Annotated in this window: 22 protein-coding genes; 8 read left to right on the forward strand and 14 right to left on the reverse strand. The window is 70.5% G+C overall.

The window, feature by feature from the left end; translation table 11 throughout:
* Positions 1–139 precede the first annotated feature (139 nt).
* Entirely contained in the window at positions 140–370 is a 231-nt protein-coding gene (locus tag ABD691_RS08460; protein ID WP_344678932.1) for a hypothetical protein, read from the reverse strand.
* A gap of 283 nt (positions 371–653) precedes the next feature.
* On the opposite strand from ABD691_RS08460, the gene ABD691_RS08465 reads away from it, so the two are divergent.
* Positions 654–929 (forward strand): Clp protease N-terminal domain-containing protein, encoded by a 276-nt coding sequence (locus ABD691_RS08465; RefSeq protein WP_486374891.1) that lies wholly within the window; start codon positions 654–656, stop codon positions 927–929.
* Here ABD691_RS08465 and ABD691_RS08470 read toward each other — a convergent pair.
* The 8 genes from ABD691_RS08470 to ABD691_RS08505 form a co-directional block, all read right to left on the reverse strand.
* The gene (locus ABD691_RS08470) at positions 926–1324 is read right to left on the reverse strand and encodes a hypothetical protein (protein ID WP_344678933.1); all 399 of its coding nucleotides are present in this window, start codon (positions 1322–1324) and stop codon (positions 926–928) included. The two genes, ABD691_RS08465 and ABD691_RS08470, sit on opposite strands and share 4 nt — an antisense overlap.
* A complete protein-coding gene (locus ABD691_RS08475; protein ID WP_344678934.1) occupies positions 1321–4092 on the reverse strand; it encodes an FtsK/SpoIIIE domain-containing protein in 2772 nt (923 codons plus the stop codon). The genes ABD691_RS08470 and ABD691_RS08475 overlap by 4 nt, the downstream gene beginning before the upstream one ends.
* A gap of 111 nt (positions 4093–4203) precedes the next feature.
* Positions 4204–4455 carry a hypothetical protein gene (locus ABD691_RS08480; protein ID WP_344678936.1) on the reverse strand — a complete coding sequence of 84 codons (252 nt, stop codon included), beginning with the start codon at positions 4453–4455 and terminating at the stop codon, positions 4204–4206.
* 3 nt (positions 4456–4458) lie between these two features.
* Positions 4459–4719, reverse strand: a complete 261-nt coding sequence (locus ABD691_RS08485; protein ID WP_344678937.1) for a hypothetical protein — start codon at positions 4717–4719, stop codon at positions 4459–4461.
* 183 nt (positions 4720–4902) lie between these two features.
* On the reverse strand, positions 4903–5715 hold the full coding sequence (locus tag ABD691_RS08490) for a hypothetical protein (RefSeq protein ID WP_344678938.1): 813 nt from the start codon (positions 5713–5715) through the stop codon (positions 4903–4905).
* A gap of 307 nt (positions 5716–6022) precedes the next feature.
* Positions 6023–6442 carry a PRC-barrel domain-containing protein gene (locus ABD691_RS08495; protein WP_344678939.1) on the reverse strand — a complete coding sequence of 140 codons (420 nt, stop codon included), beginning with the start codon at positions 6440–6442 and terminating at the stop codon, positions 6023–6025.
* A 192-nt stretch (positions 6443–6634) separates the two neighbouring features.
* Complete coding sequence (locus tag ABD691_RS08500; protein ID WP_344678940.1) at positions 6635–7438, reverse strand: alpha/beta hydrolase; 804 nt, start codon at positions 7436–7438, stop codon at positions 6635–6637.
* Positions 7439–7523: 85 nt separating this feature from the next.
* A complete protein-coding gene (locus tag ABD691_RS08505; RefSeq protein WP_344678941.1) occupies positions 7524–8204 on the reverse strand; it encodes a DUF4232 domain-containing protein in 681 nt (226 codons plus the stop codon).
* 373 nt (positions 8205–8577) lie between these two features.
* Between ABD691_RS08505 and ABD691_RS08510 the strand changes: the two genes are divergently transcribed.
* Positions 8578–9369 carry a GH25 family lysozyme gene (locus ABD691_RS08510; RefSeq protein WP_344678942.1) on the forward strand — a complete coding sequence of 264 codons (792 nt, stop codon included), beginning with the start codon at positions 8578–8580 and terminating at the stop codon, positions 9367–9369.
* Between the two features lie 555 nt (positions 9370–9924).
* Here the strand turns inward: ABD691_RS08510 and ABD691_RS08515 are convergent.
* Positions 9925–10971, reverse strand: a complete 1047-nt coding sequence (locus ABD691_RS08515; RefSeq protein ID WP_344678943.1) for a copper resistance D family protein — start codon at positions 10969–10971, stop codon at positions 9925–9927.
* A 1068-nt stretch (positions 10972–12039) separates the two neighbouring features.
* On the opposite strand from ABD691_RS08515, the gene ABD691_RS08520 reads away from it, so the two are divergent.
* From ABD691_RS08520 to ABD691_RS08535, 4 genes are read left to right on the forward strand one after another with little or no spacing between them, the layout of a single operon-like run.
* Positions 12040–12981 carry a DMT family transporter gene (locus tag ABD691_RS08520; protein ID WP_344678944.1) on the forward strand — a complete coding sequence of 314 codons (942 nt, stop codon included), beginning with the start codon at positions 12040–12042 and terminating at the stop codon, positions 12979–12981.
* Complete coding sequence (locus ABD691_RS08525; RefSeq protein ID WP_344678945.1) at positions 12978–14213, forward strand: glycosyltransferase; 1236 nt, start codon at positions 12978–12980, stop codon at positions 14211–14213. Before ABD691_RS08520 ends, ABD691_RS08525 begins: the two co-directional genes overlap by 4 nt.
* A gap of 6 nt (positions 14214–14219) precedes the next feature.
* Positions 14220–15095, forward strand: a complete 876-nt coding sequence (locus tag ABD691_RS08530) for an alpha/beta fold hydrolase (protein ID WP_344678946.1) — start codon at positions 14220–14222, stop codon at positions 15093–15095.
* Positions 15092–16231, forward strand: coding sequence for a glycosyltransferase family 4 protein (locus ABD691_RS08535; protein WP_344678948.1), 1140 nt, complete (start codon positions 15092–15094; stop codon positions 16229–16231). The genes ABD691_RS08530 and ABD691_RS08535 overlap by 4 nt, the downstream gene beginning before the upstream one ends.
* 702 nt (positions 16232–16933) lie before the next feature.
* Here the strand turns inward: ABD691_RS08535 and ABD691_RS08540 are convergent.
* Positions 16934–17428 (reverse strand): peptidase inhibitor family I36 protein, encoded by a 495-nt coding sequence (locus tag ABD691_RS08540; protein WP_344678950.1) that lies wholly within the window; start codon positions 17426–17428, stop codon positions 16934–16936.
* Positions 17429–17681: 253 nt separating this feature from the next.
* Between ABD691_RS08540 and ABD691_RS08545 the strand changes: the two genes are divergently transcribed.
* The gene (locus ABD691_RS08545; protein ID WP_344678951.1) at positions 17682–19337 is read left to right on the forward strand and encodes an FAD-binding dehydrogenase; all 1656 of its coding nucleotides are present in this window, start codon (positions 17682–17684) and stop codon (positions 19335–19337) included.
* Here ABD691_RS08545 and ABD691_RS08550 read toward each other — a convergent pair.
* Positions 19250–20263: an AraC family transcriptional regulator gene (locus ABD691_RS08550; RefSeq protein WP_344678952.1), complete on the reverse strand. Its 1014-nt coding sequence runs from the start codon at positions 20261–20263 to the stop codon at positions 19250–19252. The genes ABD691_RS08545 and ABD691_RS08550 overlap by 88 nt on opposite strands.
* 82 nt (positions 20264–20345) lie before the next feature.
* Here ABD691_RS08550 and ABD691_RS08555 point away from each other — a divergent pair, with 82 nt between their 5' ends.
* A complete protein-coding gene (locus ABD691_RS08555; protein WP_344678953.1) occupies positions 20346–21158 on the forward strand; it encodes an NmrA family NAD(P)-binding protein in 813 nt (270 codons plus the stop codon).
* Between the two features lie 33 nt (positions 21159–21191).
* Here ABD691_RS08555 and ABD691_RS08560 read toward each other — a convergent pair whose 3' ends face one another.
* Both ABD691_RS08560 and ABD691_RS08565 read right to left on the reverse strand, forming a co-directional pair.
* Entirely contained in the window at positions 21192–22781 is a 1590-nt protein-coding gene (locus ABD691_RS08560; RefSeq protein ID WP_344678954.1) for a solute symporter family protein, read from the reverse strand.
* Complete coding sequence (locus ABD691_RS08565; protein ID WP_344678955.1) at positions 22778–23320, reverse strand: DUF485 domain-containing protein; 543 nt, start codon at positions 23318–23320, stop codon at positions 22778–22780. The genes ABD691_RS08560 and ABD691_RS08565 overlap by 4 nt, the downstream gene beginning before the upstream one ends.
* Between the last annotated feature and the right edge of the window lie 291 nt (positions 23321–23611).

Genomic DNA, 23611 nt, shown 5'->3' on the forward strand with positions numbered 1-23611 from the left:
CTGATTCGCACTTCGTCCCGGCGACTGAGGTCTTTAGTCGCGGGCGGGGTGGAACTTTCGTCGACTACCAGTTGTCCGAACTGACCAGGACCCACCGAGCCCCGGGGTCCGGCACTCCCGCGCACGGGGCCTTCGTCGGTTAGTAGCCCGTCAGCTCCGAGCACACCTCGTCCGCGGTGAGGTTGTGCAGGGACGCGCAGGCGGTGTGGGTCGCCACGACCCCGGTCCGCCGGCAGAGCTGCTGGTGCTGGCCGTCAGGCGTGAAGCCGCGCGACGCCAGGTGCTCCCGCATCACTTCGTGGGCGCGGTCGCCGGTCGCGAACAGGTACCGGGAGCAGCCACCGGAGCCGCAGCCGCCGTATCCGGCCATTGTCCTGATCTTGCCGAGGGGCGTCCTGATCTTTCGTGAAATGCGGTCAGGGCGACCGGCCTGCCGGTCTCGGCTCTCTGCAAGCGGGCGCGAGCGGACGGCGCCGCTGCCGTCGGAACCGAACACCTGCTGCACGGCATGCTCGCCGAGGGCACCAACCTCCCCCTGCACGTCCTGCGCACCGTGGAGATCGAGCCGGACCAGGTCCGGCGAGCGTTGGAGACCGCTCCCGCCGAACCCGCCCGCGACGCAGTTCAGCGGCCCGGCCGCCAACGCGCTGGAGCTGACCGTCACCGAAGCGCTTTCGCCGGGCCACAACTACGTCGGCTGCGAGCACCTGCTGCTCGGCCTGGCAGGCGAACCCGACGGAACCGCCGGGCAGGTCCTGCGCGAACTGGGCGCGGATCAGCGGTCGGTCCGACGCGCCGTCGTGGCCGCGCTCAGCGGTTACGTCGACCTGCGCACCCAGACCAGCGGCCAGCAGGACCCGGCGGCGGCGATCGCCGCGGTCGTCAAGCGGGAACTAGCGCCGGTCCCAGAGCGGATCGAGCACGACTAGGACCTCGGCTTGTTCCGACGTTGCATCAGCGATCCCGCCGACCAGCGGGTCTTGTCCAGGGACTGCCGAAGCTGCATGTAGGAGTCGTGGAGCGCGCGGCGCGACTGCTCGGGCGTCACGGGAGGCGCGGACCGGTCCGGCTCGGGCAGGTTCGTGACCTCCAGCCACCGCTCGTCCCACAGTTGCTCCAAGGCGACGTTCCAGCGGCCCTGGATCTCCTTGACCAGCTTCTCGTGCTCCTCGTCGGCCTGCTGCTTGCGCGTTTCCCCCGCGGCGACGGACTTCTCCAGCTCCGCCGCCTTCTCCCGCTCGTGGCGGCGCATCCGCTGCGCGGCGGCGGTCGCGGTGGCCGCGATCTCCTTGTACCGGACGGCGGCCGGGACGTGTTCGGTCACGCGGCACCTCCCGCGGTCGCGCCGTCGAGGTCGAACGGCAGCACGACCTCCGGCTGGGAATGGGTGGAGCGGTCGAAGAACAGCCCGCGCCGGGCGCGTGGCGACCAGTTGACGACCTGCCCGGCGGCGAAGGTCAGCAGCTCCTGGCCGTGCACGTCGAACGCGACCCACGCGCCGATGTCGTCCACCGGGCCCATCCCGAGGGTGTTCTTGACCCGCTGCGCGCTGCGCCACCAGCCGATGACGTGGACGTGCGATTCCGGGCCCTGCTTGAGGATTTTGCGCAGGTGGTCCAGCGCGCTGATCCGGGTCGTCGGATCCTTGCGCTCCAGCGCGGTCTGCGCGGCGTCGGCGGCGTAGAGCACGAGCACGTGCGGCACCGAGTCCGAGGTCGAACCGTCGAGCTTCTCCGCCAGCGTGGTCACCGCCGCCTCGATGCCGTCCATGCCGACCAGCTCCGCCTCGTGGCCCTCGTCGTGCAGAGCAGCGAGCAGCGCCCGCACGTCGTCGTCGGCGTCGTCGACCAGACCGGCGATCGTGAACCGGATCCCGCCCGGCCGGTGCTGGCGGGCCAGCGACAGCGCCGCCGCGCCCAGCACGCTCGCCGCGTCGATCCGCACCGAGCCGATCACCGCGATGTTGCGGCCGGGGGAGCGGGCGAGCTCCACCGCCGCGGCCGTGCCGTCGACGTCGATGACCTGCCCGAGCAGCGCCCTCGGCGGCTGCTCCGACGGCTCCAGCCGCCGGAAGTCCTCCAGCGCCGCGAGCGCGGGCAGGTGCGAACCGTCGAACAGCCGCGGCGGCGCGGACTGCGGATCACGCCGCTCCCACAGGCGTTGCTGCAGATCGTCGAAGGTGTGCTTGGCGGTGGCGTCCGGGATGCGCGCGATCTCGTTGCCGTGCTTGACACCCGACTCGTGGTTGATCACCGCGTGCCAGCGGGGCAGCTCCATCGCCGCGGTGTTCTGCTCGACCAGCACCCGCCGCGCCTTCGGCAGCGCGATCCGCAGGATGAACTGCTCGAAGATCGCCGGCTTGCCCCAGAACGCCTCGATCCCGGACACGTCCTGGCTGGCCAGCACCAGGTGGATGCCCTGCGACCGCCCGCGCCGCGCCACGTCCTCCAGCAGCGTGGTCGCCTGCGCCGACACCGTGTCGCGCTCGGCGAACAGGTACTGGAACTCGTCGATCACCGCGACGATCCGCGGCCACCGGCCGTCCGGGTCCTCGGCGCGCAGCTCTTCGAGCTTGGTGACCTCGTGCTCCTTGGCCGCGTCCGCCCGCCGCCGCATCTCCGCGGACAGGAACCGCAGCAGCGCCAGCCCGAACTCGCGGTCGGCGTTGACGTTGACCCCGACCAGCTGCGCGTGCGGCAGCCAGCTCGGATCCCGCCTGCCCGGCGTGAACTGGGCGAAGGACACGCCCTCCTTGAAGTCCAGCAGGTACAGCTCCAGCTCGTCCGGCGAGTACCGCGAGGCCATCCCGGCGAGCATCCCGTACAGGAAGTTCGTCTTGCCCGACCCGCTCGGCCCGCCGATCAGCGTGTGCGGGCTGGCATCGCCCAGCGTCACCCACACCGGCTCGCCCTCGGCGAACCCGACCGGCGCCTGCAACCCGGACATCGAGCGCTGCGTCCACAGCTGCTCGGGAACCAGGTCGTCGAAGGTCCGCACCCGCGCGCGGCGGGCGAGGAACGACTCCGCGATGGCCGAACACGCCTTGGTGACGGCGTTTCCGGGCGGCGAGTCGTCGAGGTGCACCAGCGCCTCGGGCCCGGTCATGCTGGTGCGCGCGGTTTCGGCGTCGAGGACCGAGACCGACTCGATGGCGCTGTTGACCGTCAGCGGCAGCTCGACGATCACGAGCTGGATGCCGCAGGCCAGCCCGTTGCGCGCGATGCGCTGGAGCTGTTGCTGCTGCTCCTCGCGCAGCGGCTCGCCGTCGCCGAACAGCACCGCGATCCGCCACGGCTCGGTGCGGTGACCGGTCTCGGCGGCCAGCGCCCGCAACGAGGTGTGCCCGCCCATCAACGCGCCGGTGTGGATCCGGCGGATGTGGTCCGACAGCGCCTCCAGCATCTCGTCCAGCCGCGTCGGGTCGTGCGCGGTGAGCAGCCCGGCCCTGGTCAGCGGGTAGAGGCCGGGCAGCGTGCTGGTGAGCTGGGCGACGTCCCAGATGTGCACCCGGACCAGGCCGGGCTGGAAGTGGCTGAGCACCCGCAGCAGCAGGTTCTGCACCAGCACCTCGGCCGCCTCCCGGGTGTCCGGGCGGGTGGTGATCCGCAGGTGCGCCTCGTCGAGCAGCGGGAGCGCGGCCGGGAACGGTTGCGGTGCGGGGGAATCCGGCACCACGGCGGTGCCGATCCGCCACAGCTCCGGCGCGGGCGCGGTGGCGTCGGCGGTGCCGACCTCGCCGAGCCAGTCCGGCCAGGGCAGGCCGGCGGTGCCGGGCGCGGCGGCGGTGACCAGGTCGGTCAGGGCGGAGGGGCCGCCCGCGGTCCAGTCCGCGTAGACCTCGTCGCGTTCGCGCAGCGCGTCGGCGAGCGCGGCGTCGAAGGCGGGACTGGGCGTTGCGTCGAACTGCCCCGGATCCCGCGCGGCCTCGGCGGCCCCGGCCTGCGCGATCCGCAGCGCGAACCGCTCCCGCTCGATGTCGGCGTGGATCCGGTCGCGCTCGTTCTCGGCGGCGCCCAGTGCGGTGGCGACGTCGGCGCTCAGGCGGGTGTAGGCCGCTTCGATCCGAGCCCGGCGCTCGTTACGTTTACGCACACCCCACCTCGGTACCTGAGTTACTGACCGTGAGCAAACTACCACTCAGCAGCAGGTGGAACCGAAGGCCAGTGAGCGGAATTCACGTGACGCCACGCTCACTTCGCGCAGCTACAGCTGGGTGACGAAACCACGCAACGTGTCGACCGCGTGGTCCACCAGCCCCTGCGTGCGCTCGATCTGGTCGTCGGCCCGGCGCAGCCCCGGCGGCACGACTGTCTCCGGGTGTTCCGGATCGAGCCCGGCCAGCGCGGACTGCGCCTCTGCCAACGACTTCCGGCTCTGCACCAGCTGGCCGCGCACCTGGTCGAGGCGCTCCTCCACCTGGCGCAGCGCCTCGACGAGTTCACCCAGCGCGGACACCGGTTACAGCCGCCCCGCGTAGCCCTCGGCGGAGGTGATGCTCGCGTTGATCGTGCCCTGCACGCCCGCGAGGCTCTGCGCGGCCTCGGCGAGCATGCCGGTGGCGTGCGCGATCTCCTCCTGGCTGCTGCCCTGGGTGGCGGCCGCGAGGGCCTGCTGGGCTTCTTCCAGGGCGAGAGTGGCCTGTTGCAGGGCGGCGATGCTCTCCGACGCCTTCTGGTTCGCCAGCGCGATGCCCGCGCGAACCTCTTCCACGCCTGCCATCGGTTAGTGGCCCTCCGGGTGCACATGTTGGGGAAGAACTGCGGTAGCGGTGCCCAAGTTAGCGCCCACCCCGAGGTGCCCCGCACCCAGGTCCGCAACGTTGGCGATGCCTCGGGCTTCCGGGCATGTAGCCTCGGGTTTCCCGACATGTAGCCTGGGTTTTCCCGACATGTGAACGCGAATCTATCTGTCCACTGTGGTGTGTGCGGCGGACACCTCGATCGCCGCGATGCCCGACGGCGGGGTCGGCGCCGCCGACCAGCGCGCGGTCGCGCGCGGGCCGTCGACCCGCATCCGGGACCAGCCGTTGCCGCCCAGCACGGCCATCGCGTTGGTGACGATCTCGGGCGGTTCGCCGAGGGCCGGACCGAGGTCCAGCGCCACCCGCACCATCGGCGGCCGTTCCGACCAGTCGACGATCACCGCGTTGCGGGACAGCCTGCTGGCCAGCGCCCGGGCCGGCCACTCCGCGCCCGCCCGGCGCTCGGTGACGACGTCGACCAGCAGCGCCAGCCGCGGACGCGGCCTGCCGTGCTCGTCGAGCTCGCCGGGTCCGGGGTCGGGCTCGGGAACCGGCTCGTCGGGGTCGTCGAGCGGGTCGAAGGGGTCGAACCCGGTCAGCCCGCCGCTCCACGCCTCCACCAGCACCCGCTCGCCGCCGTCGACGAGTTCGCCGACCAGGTCGGGGTTGTCGACCACGGTCCAGGCGGTCGGGGGCTCGCAGGAGACCCGGTGCCGGGCGTAGTCCGGGCCGAGCTCGCGCAGGAAGTTGCGCACCGCCCTGGACAGCGCACCGGGCCCGGTGTCGGGCGCGCCGCTGCTGCGGCTGATGGTCACCGACCAGCAGCCGGGCTCCTCGTCGGAGCAGTCGCCGGACTCCACGATCCGGCCGCCGAACCGCTGCACGAAACCGCGGCAGGCATGGCGCGCGGAACGCTCGTCGTCGGCGCCGACGACGACGGTGACCAGAAGTTCGAGCTCGTTGTTCTCAGGCATCGCGGGAGGATTCTCCCGCATGCGCGGTGCCGGGAACAGATCATGAGCGCCCGATCACGAGCGCGCGGTCGCCTCTGCAGCGCCACCTCAGCGGGGCTTTGCTGCGGGTGCCGGTTCGGCTGGGTCTTGCGGCGGGGTGCCGGGTCGGCTGGGTCTTGCGGTGCTCGCCGGGGTCGGTCGGGCTTTGCGGTGCCTGCCGCCCAGTCGGCCTCGCGCCGCCTGCCGGTTCGGCCGAACTTTCCGGCGCGCGCTGGGTCACCGAGCCTTTTGCCGCCCCGCCGCCCCAGCCGAGCCCCGCACCGCCGCCTCAGTCGGCCTTGCGGTGCCGTCCGGTCGTCCGCTCGGTCACGTCGGACTCGGGCAGCTCCTCGACCGGGGACTCGGCCCCCGCCTCGATGTCGTAGGAGTCGGTCGTCGCCTCGATGCCGTAGTGCGCGAACAGGTCGCGCCCCTCCTCGTCGGAGAGGTGGCCGTGCTCGGCCTCCACCCGCGGCGCGCCGCGCACGAGATCCTTGGTGACGTCCACGTTGATCCCGTCATCGCGGTTGGAGGCACCGGTCAGCGGGACGAACGTCTCCCGCATCCCGAGGAAACCGCTGCGGACGGTGACCCACTCCGGCTGGTGGGTGGTGTCGTGCACGTAGACGTTCCCGACGCGGCCGATCCTGGACCCGCTGCGGTCGAAGACCGCGCTGCCGATCAGATCCTGCGCACGCTCGACATCCATGGCCAACCCCCTCGCTGCTCGCGCACGGATACCCGGTTGCGCCGGGGGAGACGACCGCTCCGGCGGGCACCGGTCGTCCAACGCTGCACGCGAGGTCAGGGCGCTGCAACCGGGTACGCGACAACCATCACTCGTACGGGTGGCCACCACGATCGTCGATCACGATCAGCAAGCAGCAGCGGCTATTAACAATCAGGTGTTGAGCTCCCGCCCGACGAAGGTCAGCACGTCGCCGAGGACCTCGGCCCGGTTGGTCTCGTTGAACAGCTCGTGCCTGCCGCCGGGGTAGACGTGTTCGTGGAACTCGAACCCGCGGACCCGGTCGATGCCGGTCCGGGTGTCGGCCTCCGGGACCAGCTCGTCGTCCTCGCCGTGCACCCACAGCGTCGGGACCCGCAGCGTGACGCCCTCGTTGATCGCGGTCAGGCAGCGGTCGATGGCCGCCAGCGTCGGGCGCTTGAACGCGCCGTGCCACACAAGCGGGTCGTCGACGTAGTCGCGGCCGACCTGCGGGTCGCGGGAGAGCGTCGACGGGTCGATCGGGGTGTCCGGGATCTCCTCGGCCTCCAGCAGGTCCAGCACGTGCCAGGTGCCCAGGACCGGGGCCGACAGCACCACCGCGGAAAGCGAGTCCTGGTGCTTCTGCGCGTGCCGGACGGCGAACATGCCGCCCAGTGAGTGGCCGATGAGCACGACCGGCAGGTCCGGGTGCTCGGCGGAGATCGTCCGCCGGACCGCCTCCAGGTCCTCGACGACGGTGTCCGCGTCGCTGAACAGCACCCGTTCGCCCGGGGACTTGCCGTGCCCGACGTGATCGGGTGCGCAGACGAGGGCCTGGGCGCCGACCAGCTGCTCGGCGACCCACTGGTAGCGCCCGGAGTGCTCGCCGTAGCCGTGCGACAGCAGCGCGATCCACCGCGGGTTGCCCGCCGACCAGGTGCGCACCGCGAGGGTGCCGCTGGGGACGGTGACTTCTCGTTCGGTCGGCTCGATCATGGGGCCAGTCTGGATGTTGGAAACCGGTTTGGGTAGCCGACCCCCGGCATGCGCCCGGCGGAGTGCCGGGCGCGCATCGCTCGGGTCAGGAGTGGTAGGCGCTGCCGCTGATGGTGCCGAAGCCGCAGACCGCGCCGAGGTCCCAGGTGGCGCTGAGCGCGTCGGTCTCGTCGGGCGGGATGACGTCGAGGCGCACCGGCGTCGGCTCGCACTGCCCGGTCTCCGGCTCGCCCTCGTGCGGGATCACGCTCCAGTGCAGCGTCGCGCTGGCCGATCCGCCCGGGGCCAGCCTGACCAGCGCCGGGCCCGGGTTCGGGGTGCGTTCGACCTTGGTCGGCAGCGGGCTGCCGTCGGCCCCGATCAGCTGCATCCCGCCGTAGCCGTAGATGTTGCAGGTCTCGCCGCTGGTGTTGGTCAGCACCAGCTCCGCGTAGCGCTGCCCGGCGCCGGAGTCGCTGGGCTGGACGCTGCCGGAGAGCATCGAGGTGTGGCACCGTTCCGAGCCGGCCGGCTTCGGCGCGGGCTTGCTGCCGGTCGGCCTGGCCGACGTGGCCGGTTCGGCGGCTTCCGACGTGCCGGTTTGGGCTTGCGTGGGTTGCGCTTCCTCGGAAGCGGCTGCCGACGGCGAAGTGCCGCCCTGCGCGTTCGGCACCGTCGCGCCGAGTCGTTGGTCCTGTCCACAGCTGCTGAGCAGCACCGCGGCCAGCGCCACTCCGGTCACCTGGACCGCTCGCAGGCCGAGGTTCCCCCGTCGTCGAAGAGCCACGATGACCACCTCCCAATCCCCGCCGCGGTGGCGGGAGCCGATCCCCGCCGCGTTGGGCGGGAGCGTCAGGTTCTGCCGTTCTGATCGGAAGACGCCCGGTGCGGCAGCGGGTTGCCTGATCCGCCGATGATCCTTTTCGGCAGCTGCGAAACATGTCCGCGGTTATCGCTATTCATTCTCGCGTATGGGTGGCGCCGGTTGCGCTAACGTATGAGTCGGGAACGTTGAGTGACCAACACCTGTTATTCCACCTCTATTTTCCACTTGTGTCGACCAATCGGGTGGGGATCTTGACCTGATCGGCGGCCACACCTGATCACTGATGTTCGATAGGTTGGCGAGCAGGGGAAGTCGGCAATTCAGGGGGTTGGCTATGGCAAGCATTCCCGGCATCGACGTCGCGAAATACCAAGGGGAGCCGGACTGGGCCGCGGTGCGCGGAGCCGGATACGCGTTCACCTACATCAAGGCCACGGAGGGTGTCGGGTACGTGAGCCCGACCCTCGACGCGCAGCTCGCCGGGGCGCGCGGGGCGGGCCTGGTCACGGGGCTGTACCACTTCGCGCGGCCGGACACGAACTCACCGCAGCAGGACGCGGCCGACTTCGCGGCCCAGCTGGCGCGGCTGAACTCCAGCGCGGCGGGCAACCTGCCGCCGTGCCTGGACATCGAGACGGAGGGCCCGGACCTCGCGGCCTGGGTGAAGGGCTTCATCGATGCGCTCCGCGGCCACACCGGCCGCCACGAGCTCGTGGTCTACGCCTCCACCTCCTGGTTCGCCGACAAGCTGGGCACGGATTCGTGGGTCGACCCCGGGGTCTTCCTGTGGGTGGCGCACTACGGCCGCCCGCCGGGCCAGCCCGGCTACCTGACCGACCGGGTCGCGATCCACCAGCACGCCTCCGACGGCCAGGTCCCGGGCGTCGCGGGCAACACGGACCTCAACGTCTCGCTGGTGGAGCTGCCGGTGCTGACCGGAGCGGGCGCTCCGCCGCCGCCCCCGCCGCCACCGCCGCAGGGCGAGACCTACGTGGTCCAGCCCGGCGACACCCTGTCCGGCATCGGCTCCCGCCTCGGCGTCGACTGGCGCGAGATCGCCAGGGTCAACGGCATCGCCGACCCGAACCTGATCTACGTCGGCCAGGTGCTCCGCATCCCGCGCTGAGCCCGCTTCGCGCTACCGCCCCGGCTTGGGTCAGGCCGGGGCGGTGTTGTGTCGGGGCGCGGTGGCCGGGCGATCGGCGTTGTTTCGGGGCTGGTGGTCACGTGGCTGGCGGTTGGTGGCCGTGCCGGTTGTTGGCGGGTGGTCAAGTGGTTGGCGACGGTGGTCGCGCCGGTTGGTGGCTGGTGGTCAGGTGGTTGGCGACGGGTGGCCGCGGCGGTCGGCGGCCGGTGGTCAGGTGGCTGGCGGCGGGTGGTCGCGCCCGGTTGGCGGCTGGTGATCAGGCGGTTGGCGACGGATGGTCGCGCCGGTCGGTGGCTGGTGGTCAGGCGGTTGGCGGCTGGTGGCCGCGGCGGTCGGCGGCGGGTGGTCAGGCTTGCGCTGGTGGTCGCGACGGTCGGCGGCCGGGGGTCAGGCGGGCGACAGCTGGGTGGTCAGGTGGCCAGCAGCGGTCAGATGCCGCCGATCAGCGGCCGGTTTCCGGTGGCCGGACCTGGCGGATCTGCCGCCCGCACCGCCGGTGCTCAGGGTGGCGGAGCTGCGGTTCGCGACTGGTGGTCACGCGATCGGCGACCGGGCGAGGGCGGCGCCGAGGCCGTAGGCCACGCCCATCACGCCCAGCTCGAACGCCGCCCACGTCAGCAGGGCGGTGCGCTGGTGGCGCGCGATCCGCGGCAGCAGCCGGAAGCGGATGCGCGCGGCGAGTACCGCGAGCACGGCCAGGCAGCCGACCTTCACCAGGACGAGCTGGCCGTAACCGCTGGTGACAAGTCCGGCGAGTCCGACGTCCGGGGTGCTGTACAGGGCGATCAGCCCGTTGAACAGGCCGGTGAGCCCGACGACGCCGACCGCCGCGGTCGCCAGCGCCGACAGCCTGGGCAGCGCCTCGGCCAGCAGTCCGCGACGCGGCGCGACGAACAGCACGACCGCGCCCAGGCCGCCGACCCACAGTGCGGCGGCGACCACATGGAGCTCGACCGAGAGCATGCTGAACTCGTGGTACTCCCAGTCCGTGGCGTGCCCGGTCAGCGGCATCGGCAGGACGCCGATGAGCGCGACGATCGTGCGGAGCTCGGCCGGAACGGCCTCGCCGAACCGCACCGCCGCGATCCCGAGGCCCGCGCTGACCAGCGCGATGCCCGCCGTGACCAGCAGTCCGAGCCCGGCCGGGACGCCGACGGCGTAGGAGAGCAGGAAGTCGGTGGTCAGCGCGCGCCCGGAGGACAGCTCCGAAGCCTGGAGCAGCAGGGACAGCAGCGCGCAGCACATCCAGGCCAGCGCCGCGACGACGGTGAGCCTGCGGGTCAGCGAGAGGATCGGTTCGGTCTGCTTCGAGCGGGCCGTCCCGAGCAGCTTCGGCAGCAGGTTTAGGCCGATGACGCCGACCGCACCCAGGTCCAGCAGCACCCGCAGCACCGGCAGTCCGAAGCGCACCGCGTGCTCTGGGACCGGCAGTCCCGGTACGACGCCCGTTCCCACGTAGACCGTTGCGACCAGCGCCGCGAGCACCGCAGCGAGCAGCGGGCCGATCGCGGCGGCGCGGCGCGCCACGCGGGACTCGGTGAGCTCGGACGCGGTGTTCGCGGGGTCGGGGTCTACGGCCATCGGCTCATCGTCTCACCCAGGTCAGCGGGCCGAGTACCGCTCGACAGGGCGGTCTTGATCACGAACGGTGATCGAATTGATCCGATGCGCGAAGGCGCCGCCCCCGGGTTTCGCCGGGCCGCTGCGGGGTTTCGGCGAGCGCCGGGGTGTTTCGCCGGGCGCCGGGCGTATCGCGGGCGCCGGGCGTTTCGCTGGGCGCGGGGCGTTTCGCCGGGTGTCGGTTGGATCACCGTTTCCGCAATCCGCACAGTTGATCTTCATTGCGGTGAATAACGTGGTGAGGTGCCGTCTTTCCGATCGATCAACCAGATGCGAGCAGGCCGGGCCCGCGCCCCGGCCGCTGCCGCCGTGGCTGTCGGAAGTGCTGCTGACAAAGTCCTCAGGGTCGTTGTTCTAGAGTCGGCGGCGTGGATCCGGCGGGTGGCGCGGAAGGACGCGCGGGAGGTGTCGACGCCGTGCCCTGTTCGGATCACGGAGTAACGATTTCCAATCATTTTCGATGCGGGTTTCCCGGGGATTCCGCGCCCGGCCGACTTTCGTTCACCGCGCCGGGCCGTGCTTATCGACCGATGGTTTCCCGGGCATGCACAATTCCCCGTACCGCACCGGCTCCCCGTACCGCACCGGTTGTTATGCGTGGTGCCGACGAGGTGTGTCGGGGACGTCCTGCGGGTTACCCGTATGAGTGCGGAAGTGGCGGGCGACCGTGTGCACCCAGGAGGAACGATCTTCGGCTGGCCAGGCGGCGGAGGGACGGCAACCCTGAGGGGAACCAGGGGGTTCAGGGTGCCAACCTGGAACGCCTCAGGGAGAAATTGGGGTACTACCCCGGATGTGAGCGGTCCGATGAGACGCGAGATTGAACGGCACGGACGGGCGGTGCCCCCGGCGCCGGTCGACAGGGGTCGAACAGCCCGTGCGACGTTGCTCGCAGGTGTGCTCGGATGGGGGGCGTGTCGTGAGACTCGCACTAGTGTGTTCGAAAGTCGAACCGTTCTGTTGCCTGGTGAAGAGGACTGACGCCGCGTTGCTGCCGCACTCGAACGACCCGGTGGAGCGTGGTCCGCGATGACCACGCTGGCGGTGCTGCTCGCCGCGTTGGGTGCCGTCGGTTACGCGGTGGGCGCTCGGACCCAGCACGCAGCCGTCCACGACACGATCGGCGACAGCGGGCTCGGGCTCCGCAGCCAGCTGCGGCTGCTCAGGAACACCCGCTGGCTGCTCGGTGCGCTGGCCCTGGGGACGGGCGCCGTGCTGCACGCCTGCGCCCTCGGGCTCGCCCCGCTGACCGTGGTGCAGCCGATCGGCGTGCTCGCGCTGCCGATCACGGTCCTGCTCAACGCCCGGGAACACGGCATCAAGCTCCGCACCCTGGACCCGACCGTCGTGTTCGCGGTGGTCGCGAGCACGGTCGGGGTGGGCGCGTTCGTGGTGCTCGCCGCCGGGAGCGCGCAGCCGACCCCGGTGGCACCCGACGACCAGCTGCTCGCGACCCAGCTGGTCGCCGGCGCGGTGCTCGCGCTCGGCGTCTTCGCCATGATGAGCCGCTCGAAGGTCCGGTGCGTGCTGTACGCGGCGGGCTGCGCGGTCGCCTATGGCTACGTGTCGCTGCTCATGCGCGCGGTGGTGCAGCAGGTCGGCACCACCGACCTGCTGTCGCTGAACCTGTTGCCGCTGTTCGGCGTCGGCATCGCGATGATCGTGGGCGGTTGGTTGTTGCAGCACGGCTACGCGAGCGGCCCTCCTGATCTGGTCGTGGCCTGCCTGACGGTGATCGACCCGATCGTCGCCGTGGGGCTGGGCATCGGTCTGCTGGGCGAGGCCGACCGGGTCGGGACCTGGACCGCCGTCGGCGAGGTCCTGTGCGCGGCGGTGGCCTGCGCCGGGGTCTTCGCGCTCGCGAGGTTCCACCCGGAGACCCAAGATCGACGGGTGCCCACCACTGTGACCGGCAGCAGTGATCTTGCCGGACCGAGTTCGACAGATCGTCCTGACGGGAGTACCTCTTGACTTCGCAACCGTCCAGCAGGCATCCGCTCCGGATCGTGATCGGGGCCGTGATGTACCCCCCCGACGTCAGCGGGGCCGGGAACTTCGGACACCGCCTCGCAACGGGGTTGGCGCGCCGTGGCCACGACGTGCACGTGATCTGCCACGCGCAGGACCGCCACTCCGTGACCGTGGTGGAGGACGGCGTGACGGTGCACCGGGTCGGTTCCTACGGCAACCCCGCGCACCCCACCTTCCGGATCAACGCGCCCTGGCAGGCCTCGGCCGCCGCGGAGAAGCTGCTGTCGGAGATCCAGCCCGACGTGGTCCACGTGCAGTCGCACTTCTACATCGGACGCGCGCTGATCAACACCGCGCGCAAGCACGGCATCGCGCTCGTCGCGACCAACCACTTCATGCCGGAGAACATCTTCGGCTACCTGCGCATCCCGCGGATGTTCCAGCCCAGCGCCTCGCGGCTGCTGTGGCGGAACCTGATCCGGCACTACAGCAAGGCCCAGCTGGTCACCGCGCCGACTCCGCGCGCGGTGCAGCTGCTGCAGGACAACGGGTTCCCGAACCGGGCCATGCCGGTCTCGTGCGGGATGGACGTCGAGCGCTACCGCCGCCGCGCCCGGCAGTTCCGCAAGCACAACCCGGACCCCAAGACCCGGACCGTGCTTTTCGTCGGCAGGCTCGACGAGGAGAAGCACATCGAGGACCTGCTGCGCGCGATGTCGTTGCTGCACACCAAGGCCCCGACCAGGCTGGAGATCGTCGGTGACGGCAGCCGCCGGGGCGCGTTCGAGGAACTCGCCGCCGAGCTCGGCATCGCCGACCGCGTGCACTTCGCCGGGTTCGTCAGCGACGAGGAACTGCTCGACGCCTACGCCCGCGCCGACGTGTTCTGCATGCCCAGCATCGCCGAGCTGCAGAGCCTCGCGACGATGGAGGCGATGTCGGCCGGAACCCCGGTGGTGCTCGCCGACGCCATGGCCCTGCCGCACCTGGTCGAGTCCGGCAAGAACGGCTGGCTCTACCCGCCGCGCGACGTGCACGCGCTCGCGAAGGCGATCGACGAGGTCATCAGCGACCGCGAGACGATCGACCGGATGGGCGCGGCCAGCGAACGCCTGGTGTCCAAGCACGACATCAACGTCGTCCTCGGCCGGTTCGAGGCGATCTACCGGCACGTGATGGACGCCGACGAGAGCCTGGAGCTCGAAGAGATCCACGCCGAGCTGGCGAGCTGAGCCGAGGTGGTCAGGCCAGGGCTCGATCCGGTCGAGCGAGTAGCCGAGATCAACGGTGCCGACCTGCACTACTGGGTCCACCGGGACGATCTCGCGGGGCCGGACGGCCCGGACACGGTCCTGATGGTGCACGGCCTGCGCGGCACCCACCACGGGCTCGAACTGATCGCCGCCGGCCTGCCGGACCACCGGGTGGTGGTGCCGGACCTGCCGGGCTTCGGCGACTCCGGCCCGATGGTGGGCAGCAGGCACGACGCGCAGGGCTACGCCGGCGCGATGGTCGAGCTGATCAGCCTGCTCGGCGGGAAGGTCGTGCTGCTCGGGCATTCGTTCGGGTCGATCGTCGCGGCTCATGTCGCCTCCTCCGCTCCTGAGCTGGTCAGTCGGCTGGTGCTGGTCAATCCGATCTCCACCCTCGCCCTGCGCGGGCCGCGGGTGCTGGCCTCCGGGCTGGCGTCGGCGTACTACGCGCTGGGCAAGGCGCTGCCCACCCGGATGGGACACGCGCTGCTGTCGAACCGGTGGGTCGTGCTCGGGGCGAGCCGGGCCATGACCCGCACCAAGGACAAGCGGCTGCGCCGTTTCATCGACGAGAACCACCTGCGCCACTTCAGCCGGTTCCACAGTCCGGAGCTGCTCTCCGAGACCTTCTCGGCCTCGGTGAGCAACACCGTCACCGAGTACGCGTCCGCGCTGTCCATGCCGACGCTGCTGATCGCGGGCGAAACCGACGAGATCGCGCCGCTGGCCGGGCAGCACGCCCTCGCGGAACGGTTGCCGAACGCCCGGCTCGCCGTGATCCCGCACGTCGGTCACCTCGTGCACTACGAGACGCCCGAAGCCGCGGCGAGCGAGATCAGGCAATTCCTCGGAGCATCATGAGCGACCACGACGCGAGCGGTGCCGCGAAGACCACCGCCACGGCGGAACCGCGGCCGATGCGGGTCTTCGTCGACGCCCGCTGGACCCGGACAGACACCCACGACGGGATCAGCCGCTACGGCGCGAACCTCGTCGACGCGCTGCACCAGCTGCACCCGGTGACGATGCTGATCCACGACGACCGGCAGCTCGCGCTGCTGCCGGAGGGCGTTCCGCACGTGAAGATCAACAGCCCGTTCTCGCCGCGGGAACTGCTGGTCTCACGCACCCTCGACCGGCTCGGTGCCGACGTCGTGTTCAGCCCGATGCAGGTGATCGGCGGTTTCCGGCGGCAGCACAAGCTGATCCTCACCCTGCACGACCTGATCTACTACCGGCACCCGCAGCCTCCGGGCTTCCTGCCGCTGCCGGTGCGGATCGTGTGGCGGCTCTACCACAAGGCGTACTGGCCGCAGCGGGTGTTGCTCAACCGCGCCGACGCCGTGGTGACCGTCAGCGAGACCACCCGGGACCTCATGGCGGAGCACCGGCTGACCCGGCGCCCGATCACGGTCGTCCACAATGCACCGTCGGATCTCCGGGAACCCAGCGACGACGAACCGGCCGAGGACTCCGGTGGGCCGCGCGAGCTGGTGTACATGGGTTCGTTCATGCCGTACAAGAACGTGGAAACGCTGATCGCGGGCATGGCTTTCCTTCCTGGTCACAGGCTGCACCTGGTCAGCCGACTGGCCCCGGAGCGCGAGGCCGAGCTGGCGGAGCGGATTCCACCTGGTGCGGATGTCGTGTTCTGGCGGGGTATCAGCGACGGCGACTACCACCGCTTGCTGTCCAGGGCCGATGCACTGGTCACCGCGTCCAAGGACGAGGGGTTCGGCCTGCCGATCATCGAAGCGATGAACGCCGGAACCCCGGTGGTGTGCAGTGACCTGACGATCTTCCGAGAGGTCACCGGCGGCCACGCGCGGTTCTTCGCCCCGGACTCCCCGGAGAGTTTCGCCGCCGCGGTGACCGGACTGGCCGACGGCCCATCTCGGGCGGAGCTGGTGGAGTCGGCTCGGGTACAGGCGCGGAACTTCACGTGGACCTCCTCTGCGAAACGTTTGCTGGACGTCATGCGGACCGTCGTCCGTTAGGGCGTTTCGGACACGGGACGGGCGTGCGGAGCGGAACCTGAGCGGCTGCTCGGGAACCCAGCTGGAGCACCCGACGCGCGCAAGCCGAGAACGAAGTCCCCACCTACGAGGGCGGGGCAGGTTCTCATCCCGTCGACCTGGCGCAGCCCGATCAGGCCGTGTCAAGGGGGCACAGACAAGAAAACCGCAGCGCAACAACGCAACGGCCCCCTTGACGCGGTCTGATAGCCCTCCGTGGAGGTCGACGGGATGAGAACCACCCCAACCGAACCGCAGCCGGACAGCGGAGACTCATCCCGGAGACCTGCCTGGGGTCTGGGGGCGGCGAGCGCCCCAGAAGCCACGAGCCCTACCGGACTCCGAACCGGCAGAGCCGCTTCGGTCCCGGAGACCTGCCTGGGGTCTGGGGGCGGCGAGCGCCCCGGAACCACCCACGCAACAGCACCCTGCCCTCAAACCGCCCCCGAACCCCCCAGAGGACGGTGGACGAGCCGGAGCGCTCCGGCTCGTCCACCCGGCGGCGCTCATCGGTGCATCCCAAGGTCGGGGGCGGACGCGCCGATGGACGCCGAGCCAGGTCGGGGAGAACGCGCTTGCGGGTCGAGAGATCGTGCTCGCAGGATCAGGGGAACGTGCTCGGCGGGAATTGCTTCCCATGCGGGCTGAATTCGGGGCAGCGGCCAATGCCGGTTCTGGATCGGTTCAATGCGACCAGATCTGGATCGCCCTGCCCACGTATGGCGCCTGTGGCACGAACGTTCCCGTTGGGAATGTTCGGAAGTCGGCTTCCGTCGAGCAGGTCGGATCCTGGTACACCGTCACCGGTCGCCCGGTGTTGTTGACGAACGAGGTCGCGTTCAGCTCCGGTGGCAGCGGGACGCAGCGTTCGAGCGGGGTCGCTGCGAGCTCGGCGTGGTGGGATCTTCCCTGGAACTGATGGCTCTCGTAGGCGCAGAAGGTGTCAGCCGGGCATAGCGCCGGAGCGCCCTGCGCCGCCGTGGCCCCGGCCAGCAGGGACAACAGGGACAGCAGCGTGAGCACCAGCGCCGCGCTCAGCCGGAGGAGGGTCGACCTCCGGAGCCGTGGACCCGACGGCGGTATCCGCCGGAGCGTCGACGGTCGTCTGCGTGGTGCCGGAATCCGGCGGCGTGCGTTCAGGTCGGTGACCGAGGCGGGCGAGACGGCGTGCGAGAACATGGCGGAACCCCTTTCATGACAGGAGAAAGCCGGAAGAACATCCGGTCGACGCAATCCAGATTCCCGAAGCCCCGGAAAGATTGCCAGCGAATAGACCGGATTCACCCCGACCGGGTGTTTTTCCCATTGATCTGACGTGTGCCTAAAGACCAAGTCGAAACAACGTGCCTAAAGGTTGCGTTCTATGCCTGTTCCGCGGCGCGCTGCTGCGGTATACAGGGCTCGGTTACTCGACAGTAGGGAAGGGATCGCCATGGGCTTGGACGCCGACGTCGTCGTCGTGGGGGCAGGGCTGGCCGGGCTGGTCGCCACCGCCGAGCTGGCCGACGCCGGCCGCCGGGTGATCCTGCTCGACCAGGAACCCGAGGCGTCGCTGGGCGGCCAGGCGTTCTGGTCGTTCGGCGGCCTGTTCTTCGTCGGCTCGCCGGAGCAGCGCAGGCTCGGCGTTCAGGACTCGCACGAGCTGGCTTTGCAGGACTGGATGGGCTCCGCCGGGTTCGACCGCGAGGAGGACCACTGGCCGCGGAAGTGGGCCGAGGCCTACGTCGACTTCGCCGCCGGGGAGAAGTACTCCTGGTTGCGCGGCCAGGGAATCCGGTTCTTCCCGCTGGTCCAGTGGGCCGAGCGCGGCGGATATCTCGCGACCGGTCACGGGAACTCGGTCCCCCGGTTCCACGTCACGTGGGGAACCGGGCCCGGCGTGCTGGAGCCGTTCGTCCGCCGGGTCCGCCAGGCCGAGGCGCAGGGGCTGGTGTCGTTGCGCTTCCGCCACCGGGTGAACGTCCTGACCAGCACGAACGGCGCGATCGACGGCGTGGCCGGGGACGTGCTGGCGACCAGCGCCGCGGAGCGGGGGCAGCCGAGCTCGCGCGATGTGGTGGGGGACTTCCAGCTCCGGGCGCAGGCTGTGATCGTCACCTCCGGCGGCATCGGCGCCAACCACGACCTGGTCCGCAAGAACTGGCCCAAGCGGTACGGCGAACCGCCGAAGCGGATGATCTCCGGCGTGCCCGACCACGTAGACGGGCGGATGCTGGAGATCGTCGAGGGCAGCGGCGGGCGGATCATCAACCCCGACCGGATGTGGCACTACACCGAGGGAATCCAGAACTACGCGCCGATCTGGAGCAGGCACGGCATCCGCATCCTGCCGGGTCCGTCCTCGCTGTGGCTGGACGCGCGCGGGCGGCGGCTGCCCACGCCGCTGTTCCCCGGCGCCGACACCCTGGGAACGATGGAGCACATCGCCGGAACGGGCTACGACTACACCTGGTTCGTGCTCAACCGGCGCATCATCAGCCGCGAGTTCGCGCTGTCCGGGTCGGAGCAGAATCCCGACCTCACCGAGCGCAGCATCCGCAAGCTCCTCGAACGCGGTGGCGGTTCGACCCCGCCTCCGGTGGCGGAGTTCGTCCGCAGGGGCCAGGACTTCATCACCCGGCGGACCCTGCCCGAGCTGGTGAAGGGCATGAACGACCTCGTCGGCGAGCCGCTGGTCGACCCGGTCGCGCTGGAGCGCGAGGTCGTCGCCCGGGATCGCCAGGTGACCTCCGGTCTGGGCAAGGACGCGCAGGTCATGGCGATCCGCGAGGCGCGCCGCTACGTCGTGGACCGGCTGGTGCGGGTCGCCGAACCGCACCGCCTGCTCGATCCCGAGAACGGTCCGCTGGTGGCGGTGCGGCTGTCGATCCTGACCAGGAAGACCCTCGGCGGCACCGAGACCGACCTTTCCGCACGCGTGCTCCAGACCTCCGGCGAGCCGCTGCCCGGGCTGTACGCGGCGGGCGAGGTCGCCGGGTTCGGCGGCGGTGGCGTGCACGGCTACCGGGCGCTGGAAGGGACCTTCCTGGGCGGCTGCCTGTTCTCCGGCAGGGTCGCGGGGCGGGCGGCGGCAGCCGAGGTGGCGTGAGACCGGTGGTCGCGCGGGCTGATGCCGCGCACCCGCTTGAACGCCGCGCTGAAGGCGAATCCGTCCGCGTAACCGACCTGTCCTGCGACGGAGGCGACCGTCGCGCCCGGGCGGGTGAGCAGTTCGGCGGCGAGGTCCATCCGCCAGCAGGTTAGGTAGGTCAGAGGGGGTTCGCCGACCGCCTCGGTGAACCGCCGCGCGAGTGACGCCCGGGAGACACCGGCGTGCTCGGCGAGCGATCCGACCGTCCACGGTTCAGCCGGGGCGGTGTGCATCGCGCGCAGCGCGGCCCCGACCACCGGATCGGCCATCGCGCCGTACCAGGCGGGCGGCTGGGCTTCGGGCCGGGTGAACCAGTCGCGCAGGGTGAACACCAGCAGCACGTCGAGCATGCGGTCCAGCGCGACCTGCTGGCCGGGGACGTCGCGGACCAGCTCGGCCTCCACCTGCCGCAGCAGCTGTGCGCAGGACTCGTCGACCGCCGGGACCACGAGCACCTGCGGCAGTGCGCAAAGCAGCCGGTCGCCGAGGGTTCCCGGGAGCTGGTAGGTGCCGCTGACCAGCGTCGAGGAGCCGTCGGCGGAGTCCCCGTAGGTGCGCGGTCCCAGCGCCATGGACTCGGTCAGGTCGGTGCCGTCCTCGGCGCAGACGCACCGGTCGTCGCGGATGAGGATGCGCGGAGGGCTGGCCGGGTCGTCGGCGATGACGTACCGGCCGGGGCCGCGTGCGATCGCGATGTCGCCAGGGCGCAGCCGGACCGGCTGCCCGCCGTCCGGGATGATCCACGCCTCGTCGTGCAGCATCGTGTGCAGCTCCAGCGTGGCCGAGTTGTCGACGTGCAGCGCCCACGGCGGGGACAGGACCGACTTGCAGAACTGGGCGCCCCGGGCTCGGACGCCGTGCAGGAGATCGGCGAGAGGATCCACGTCCGCCAAGCCTAGACGAAGACACATGCTGACGAGTCGGTCGGCCATGGATCGTCTCAGCGCGTGCTGCTTGGCTGTTGCCATGACAAACAAGACGATTCTGGTGCTCGGGGGGACTGGCAAGACCGGCCGCCGGGTCGTGTCCCGGCTGGCCGAGCGCGGTGTCGAGGCGCGGGCCGCCTCGCGCAAGGGCGCCGTCCGGTTCGACTGGGACGACGAGACGACCTGGGCACCCGCGCTGGAGGGCGCCGACGCGGCTTACCTGATCCCGCCGACCGAACTCGGTTCCGGTGAGCTGTTCTCCACTTTCGTCGCCCGCGCGGAGCAGGCGGGCGTGCGCCGGTTCGTGCTGCTTTCGGCGCGCGAGGTCGATGAGTCGCCGAGCACCGGCGTGCAGGCCGCCGAGGCCGCGGTCCGCGCTTCCGGCGCAGAGTGGACCATCGTGCGCGCGACCTGGTTCGCGCAGAACTTCAGCGAGGACTTCTTCGCCCCGTCGATCGAGTCCGGGGTGCTCGCGCTGCCGACCGGGGACGGGAAGGAACCGTTCATCGACGTGGACGACATCGCCGACGTCGTGGTGGCTGTGCTGCTGGAGGACGGCCACCACGGGCAGGTCTACGAACTGTCCGGGCCTGAGCTGCTGTCGTTCGCGGAGGCGGTGGCGCTGATCAGCGAGCAGTCCGGGAAGGACGTGGTGTTCCAGCCCGTTGAACCCGCTGAGTTCACCAGGGCGTTGATCGCCGACGGGTTCCCCGACGACCTTGCCGACCTGTTCGCCGGGCTGCTCGCCCTGATCAGGAACGGCGGGAACGCGTACCTGTCCGACGGCGTGCAGCGGGTCCTGGGGCGCCCGCCCCGGCGCTTCGCCGACTACGTCCGGCGCACCTGGGGCTGACCGCCCGGCCCGGCGGTTCCCACAGCCGGGCCGTCAGCCGCGGGACACGCCGATGCCGGTCAGCGACCGGACGTCCATCTCGGCGAGCCGGTCCTCGTCGGGGCGCTCCCGGCCGACGAAAGTGCCGATCGCGCCGCAGATGAACGAGATCGGGATCGACACGATGCCCGGGTTCTTCAGCGGGAAGAAGGCGAAGTCCACGTTCGGCAGGATCGAGTCCGACGCGCCCGACAGCACCGGCGAGAACAGCACCAGCAGCAGGCAGGAGCCGAGGCCGCTGTAGATGCCCCAGAGCGTTCCGGTGGTGTTGAACCGCTTCCAGAACAGCGAGTACAGGATCGTCGACAGGTTCGCCGAGGCGGCGAAGGCGAAGGCCAGACCGACCAGGAACGCGATGTTCTGGCCGTTGACCAGGATGCCGCCCAGGATCGAGACCGCTCCGATCACCAGCGCGGTGATGCGGGCGACCCGCACGACCGAGTCCGAGTCCGTCTTCCCGCGGCGCATCGCGTTCGCGTAGATGTCGTGCGCGAACGACGCCGACGCGGTCAGCGTCAGACCGGCGACAACGGCGAGGATCGTCGCGAACGCCACCGAGGCCACGATGCCCAGCAGCACCGTGCCGCCGATGCGGTAGGCCAGCAGGGGAGCGGCCGAGTTCTCGCCACCGGGCGCGGCGGTGATCGCCTCGCTGCCGACCAGCGCGCTGGCGCCGTAGCCGATGACCAGCGTGCACAGGTAGAAGATCGCGATGATCCAGATCGCCCACACCGTGGAGCGCCGGGCCTCGCGGGCGTTGGGCACCGTGTAGAAGCGCATCAGCACGTGCGGCAGACCGGCGGTGCCGAGCACCAGGGCCAGCGACATCGAGATGAAGTCGAACTGGGTCAGCGCGGACTTCCCGTACTGCACGCCGGGCGCGAAGATCGCTTCGCCGTTCGGGTTGTTCTTGGCCGCTTCGCGCAGCAGGTGCGACATGTCGTAGCCGAACTTGCCGAGCAGGAAGATCGTGATCAGCGCGACCGAGAGCAGCAGCAGCGTGGCCTTGATGATCTGGACCCAGGTGGTGCCCTTCATGCCGCCGATCAGCACGTAGAGCATCATCACCAGGCCGACGACCGCGATCACCAGCGCCTGCCCGGCACCGGTGTGCACGTCCAGCAGCAGCGCGACCAGACCGCCGGCGCCTGCCATCTGCGCGATCAGGTACACGAAGGTGATCGCGAGCGTGGAGGCGGCGACCGCGGCCCGCACCGGGCGGGCGCGCATCCGGAACGCGATGACGTCGCCCATGGTGAACCGGCCGACGTTGCGGGTGCGCTCGGCGATCAGCAGCAGGTTGATCAGCCAGGCGACCAGGAAGCCGATCGAGTACAGGAAGCCGTCGTAGCCCTTGACCGCGATAGCGCCCGCGATGCCCAGGAACGACGCGGCGGACAGGTAGTCACCGGAGAGCGCGATGCCGTTCTGCGCGCCGCTGAACGAACCGCCTGCCGCGAAATAGTCGCTGGAGGTGTTCTGGCTGCTCGCCCGGTAGACCACGAACAGCGTGATCAGCACGAACACGACGAAGATGCCGGTGTTGACCAGGGCACCTTCGGACGGGAGCAGGGTTGGGTTCATCGCTGGTCACCGACCGCCTCGCGGCGGATCTCCTCGATCTCGGGGTCGACGTGCTTGCGGGCGAACCGGCCGTAGAGCGCGGTGATGATCAGCGTGGTCGCGAACTGGCCGACGCCCATGACCAGTCCGACGTTGACCTCGCCGTACAGGCGCTGGGCCATGAATTCCGGAGCGTAGGCCGCGAGCAGCACGTAACCCACGTACCAGAGGAGGAATAACGCGGTCATCGGGAAAACGAACGATTTCACGCGGCGGCGGAGTCGCCGGAATTCCGGGCTTTGCCGGATCGCGTGGAAATCGGGACCGTCCGATGTGCTCCGCACCGAGCTCTTGTCGATTCCGCCGAAGGCTTCCCGCGCTTTTCCTGCCTGGTCACGGGGCTGCCCGCGCAGCGCGGATGGCGTTGCGTTGCTCATGCGTCCTTCCTGGGGGCTGCGCCGGAGCCGCCGGGGGCGGCGGATGGGGTCTCGTGCGGCGGGGAAATCTAACCACTTCCGTCGCCGGTTCAACAGTGTGGTGAGGACCACCGGTGAGGCCATTTGCGGGTCGCAGGCTTGATGAAAACGTGACCTCGGGGAGCACCGGCGACGGCCCCTCGGCCCTGCCCGTACACAGTTTTCCCAGTTCGGGGGCTGCTTGCCGGTGAGTGACACTGGTGCGAACGGCCGGTACGGTCTCGTTGCAGAGCTGTGAGAAAAGCGCCCGCACTGGGCTGAACGGGTGAAATCAGCTCGACGGTCGCACGCTGCTGAGGACCCGTGCTGCGGGGTTGCAACGTTTCGTCGGCCGGATTGTTGAAAACGCCCCCAGTGCTTTCGCCGCTGTCGGGG

Source organism: Saccharopolyspora taberi, assembly GCF_039534165.1.
GTDB lineage: Bacteria > Actinomycetota > Actinomycetes > Mycobacteriales > Pseudonocardiaceae > Saccharopolyspora_D > Saccharopolyspora_D taberi.